This window comes from Flavobacterium psychrophilum DSM 3660 = ATCC 49418, assembly GCF_002217405.1.
GTDB lineage: Bacteria > Bacteroidota > Bacteroidia > Flavobacteriales > Flavobacteriaceae > Flavobacterium > Flavobacterium psychrophilum.
The window spans coordinates 1-2,583 of sequence record NZ_MUHE01000058.1; the positions used below are offsets into that span (position 1 = coordinate 1).

At 30.1% G+C, this 2,583-nt stretch carries 4 protein-coding genes; 2 read left to right on the forward strand and 2 right to left on the reverse strand.

Annotation, left to right across the window (positions count from 1 at the left end; translation table 11 throughout):
- Together B0A57_RS11390 and B0A57_RS11395 are read left to right on the forward strand one after the other, a co-directional pair.
- On the forward strand, window positions 1-263 hold a 263-nt coding region (locus B0A57_RS11390), incomplete at its 5' end, for a DUF2683 family protein (RefSeq protein WP_089082002.1).
- Window positions 254-514, forward strand: coding sequence for a Txe/YoeB family addiction module toxin (locus tag B0A57_RS11395; protein WP_059015240.1), 261 nt, complete (start codon window positions 254-256; stop codon window positions 512-514). The genes B0A57_RS11390 and B0A57_RS11395, both read left to right, overlap by 10 nt.
- Window positions 515-909: 395 nt before the next feature.
- On the opposite strand, the gene B0A57_RS11400 is transcribed toward B0A57_RS11395, so the two are convergent.
- Both B0A57_RS11400 and B0A57_RS11405 read right to left on the reverse strand, forming a co-directional pair.
- On the reverse strand, window positions 910-1,095 hold the full coding sequence (locus B0A57_RS11400) for a hypothetical protein (RefSeq protein WP_089082003.1): 186 nt from the start codon (window positions 1,093-1,095) through the stop codon (window positions 910-912).
- A 20-nt stretch (window positions 1,096-1,115) separates the two neighbouring features.
- Complete coding sequence (locus B0A57_RS11405) at window positions 1,116-2,066, reverse strand: replication initiation protein (RefSeq protein WP_089082004.1); 951 nt, start codon at window positions 2,064-2,066, stop codon at window positions 1,116-1,118.
- Window positions 2,067-2,583: the final 517 nt, after the last annotated feature.

The window sequence follows — 2,583 nt, forward strand, 5'->3', positions numbered from 1 at the left end:
TAATTATGTACATTTGTAAAAAAACAATGATAACAATTAGCGTATCCGAATTTAGGGGAAATATCAAAAAATATCTTGATATAGCACAGGAAGAAAAAATATTGATCCACAGAGGTAAAGGCAAGACTTATGCGATTGTCCCTATTGCAGAAATAAATGATGAACCGTATAATCCCGAATTTGTAGCCAAAATAATGCGCTCAAAAGAAGACTCTGAAAAAGGCAGAGTTACATTTATAAAAACAGAGGATTTATGGAAATAGGGTATACTGATGAAGCCCTAAAAGATATTAGTTATTGGAAAAAAAGCGGGGACAAAATAATTCAAAATAAGATACAAAAACTAATTATTTCGATTCAAGAAAACCCAACTGAAGGAATCGGAAAGCCAGAAAAATTAAAACACAATTTATCGGGTTATTGGTCAAGAAGAATTAATCAAGAGCATAGAATTATATACGAAATTAAAGAAAATAATACAATAGAAATCCAATCACTTAAAGGGCATTATTAAGCTTCTTTTTCGGACTTTTTTCTGAATTATTTTTTTGCTTTTTTTGAACTTTTTGGGCAGAATGTAGAAAGAAGCAAGAGGGAACGACGCAAAGCGATAGTTTATTTTATAAAGTGCTGATTTTTAGTTGTTTAATTATTTGGTTTTAACTACAATACGTACATTTATACGTACATTTATATTTTTCTTTTTTTAAAACATTGATTTATAAATAAATACACTATTTTTTAGTACGCATTTACAAAAAAACACAAAAAAAACAATCTCGTGCGACCTGCCGTCGGGGCGACTCAAAAATAAAATAAAACCCCCTCTAATTTAGATACAAATTAGAGGGGGTTTTATTTTATTTTTGAGTTTGTTTTTAGACTTAAAAAACAACACTTGTTTTTTATTTAATTAGTATAAAAAGGTATTTTTTTGATTTCTTCCAAAGCGTTTTTTAATACATTTTGCTTCATCTTCCCCTCTAATAAATAGATCATTAATTTCTTTCTTCCCTCTTTTAAAATAACCAATCTTTTTTTAGCATCAAGTTCTCCCATGGCTGTTTCCATAGCTTTTTTAATATCGTTTAACATAGATTACGTTTTTTATATAATTAAACCAAACCTTTCTTTTTGAAGATACCAACCAAATAAGCTGCTTTATCATCAATAATTTTACCTTTACTAACCATTTCCAGCAGGTTGTTTTTTTCTTCTACAAATTGCTTCCAATACTTGACAGCCCACAGTTCCGCTAAATCTTCCCGAATACCTACGGCTTTTATATTAGCTATCTTCTGGAGTAGTTCGCCATTTTTCTTTTGTTCTTCTAAATTTCCATTAAAATCAATTTCTAATTGTAATTTTGGTTTTGAGAAACCACAAAATAATTTTATAGTATCAAAGGAACGCCCTCTAGTTTTTAATAGTTCGTAATCGAAAACAATATCGGTATGCTCGTTTATTTGCCTTTTTGCGATATCTAAAACTTGTTTTTTAAACATACTAACCTTTGTATACTGCTCAGGCTCTTTCCCTTTAGGATCTTTTAAGCCTAAAATTTCTTTAAGTTCCCCAATGCTGTAAGTATGACCGCCTGTACCACGCCATTGACAAGCTAAAGAGTACATTCTTTTTGCGTGTTTTGAAGTGCATGATAGAACGGATTTTAATTCTAAAAGAGTAAAATTATTTTTTAAATCAAAGAAATAAGGGCGAGCATCTTCGTTTATTTTCATATAAAAACTACCCGTCCCATCCAAGTATTGAACAGTTGTAAATAATACAATTTGACGCAGACCTTGAGGCATCTGAATTTCAAAAACACGAGACATCATATCTTCGGTACCCTCTCTTAACTGCTGATAGTTCCATTTACGACCTGTTATAAGTTCAATATCCTTAACCCTAATATGATACTCCTTACCCAACTCATCGGATTCATTCAGCGAAGCCAACAACATAAACAATACATCTAATTGACAGGCACTAAAATCATAACGACCCGATGTAATGGTATTATGTTGCTTTATTTTCTTTTCGGAAGGTGTTTTTTTGTTTTCCATAAAGCAAATATAATAAAGGAAACTAAATAAAGAAACTATTTAAAAAATAATTTCTTTTCGCTTATAAAAAGTTTCTTTTCGCTTATAAAAAGTTTCTTTTCGCTTATAAAAAGTTTCTTTTCGCTTATAAAAAGTTTCTTTTCAAATCGTTAACCCTTGATTTTATTGGGGTTTCCGAGTGCCTAAAGTATTTAAATCTTTTTAAAGTTTTTAAACAGTAGCGCGTGCGACCTAATTTTGTCTTGTTTTCGGTTTTTATTTGGTTGAAATCCCAAAAAAGTCCTTTCAGAAAAAAGTCCAAAAAAGAAAAACAAAAAAACAAAAAAGAAAAAGATTGAAAGTAAACCAGGGGGCGGGCGGGCGGTTTTTTGATGCTTTTTAAGGCTTTATTTTGATTATTTTGCTGTTTACAGTAAAATTATAAGTCTAAAAAAAAAAAGGCTTTAAAACGCTTTAAAATGATTTTATTAAAAACTTCTTTGGACTCTTCAAATTCGGTCAAAATAAAAATGCTAAA

Bases quoted from the DNA above. Each gene is read 5' to 3' on its own strand.
- B0A57_RS11395 (WP_059015240.1), top strand. From the start codon at position 254: ATGGAAATAGGGTATACTGATGAAGCCCTAAAAGATATTAGTTATTGG.
- B0A57_RS11400 (WP_089082003.1), bottom strand. From the start codon at position 1,095: ATGTTAAACGATATTAAAAAAGCTATGGAAACAGCCATGGGAGAACTT.
- B0A57_RS11405 (WP_089082004.1), bottom strand. From the start codon at position 2,066: ATGGAAAACAAAAAAACACCTTCCGAAAAGAAAATAAAGCAACATAAT.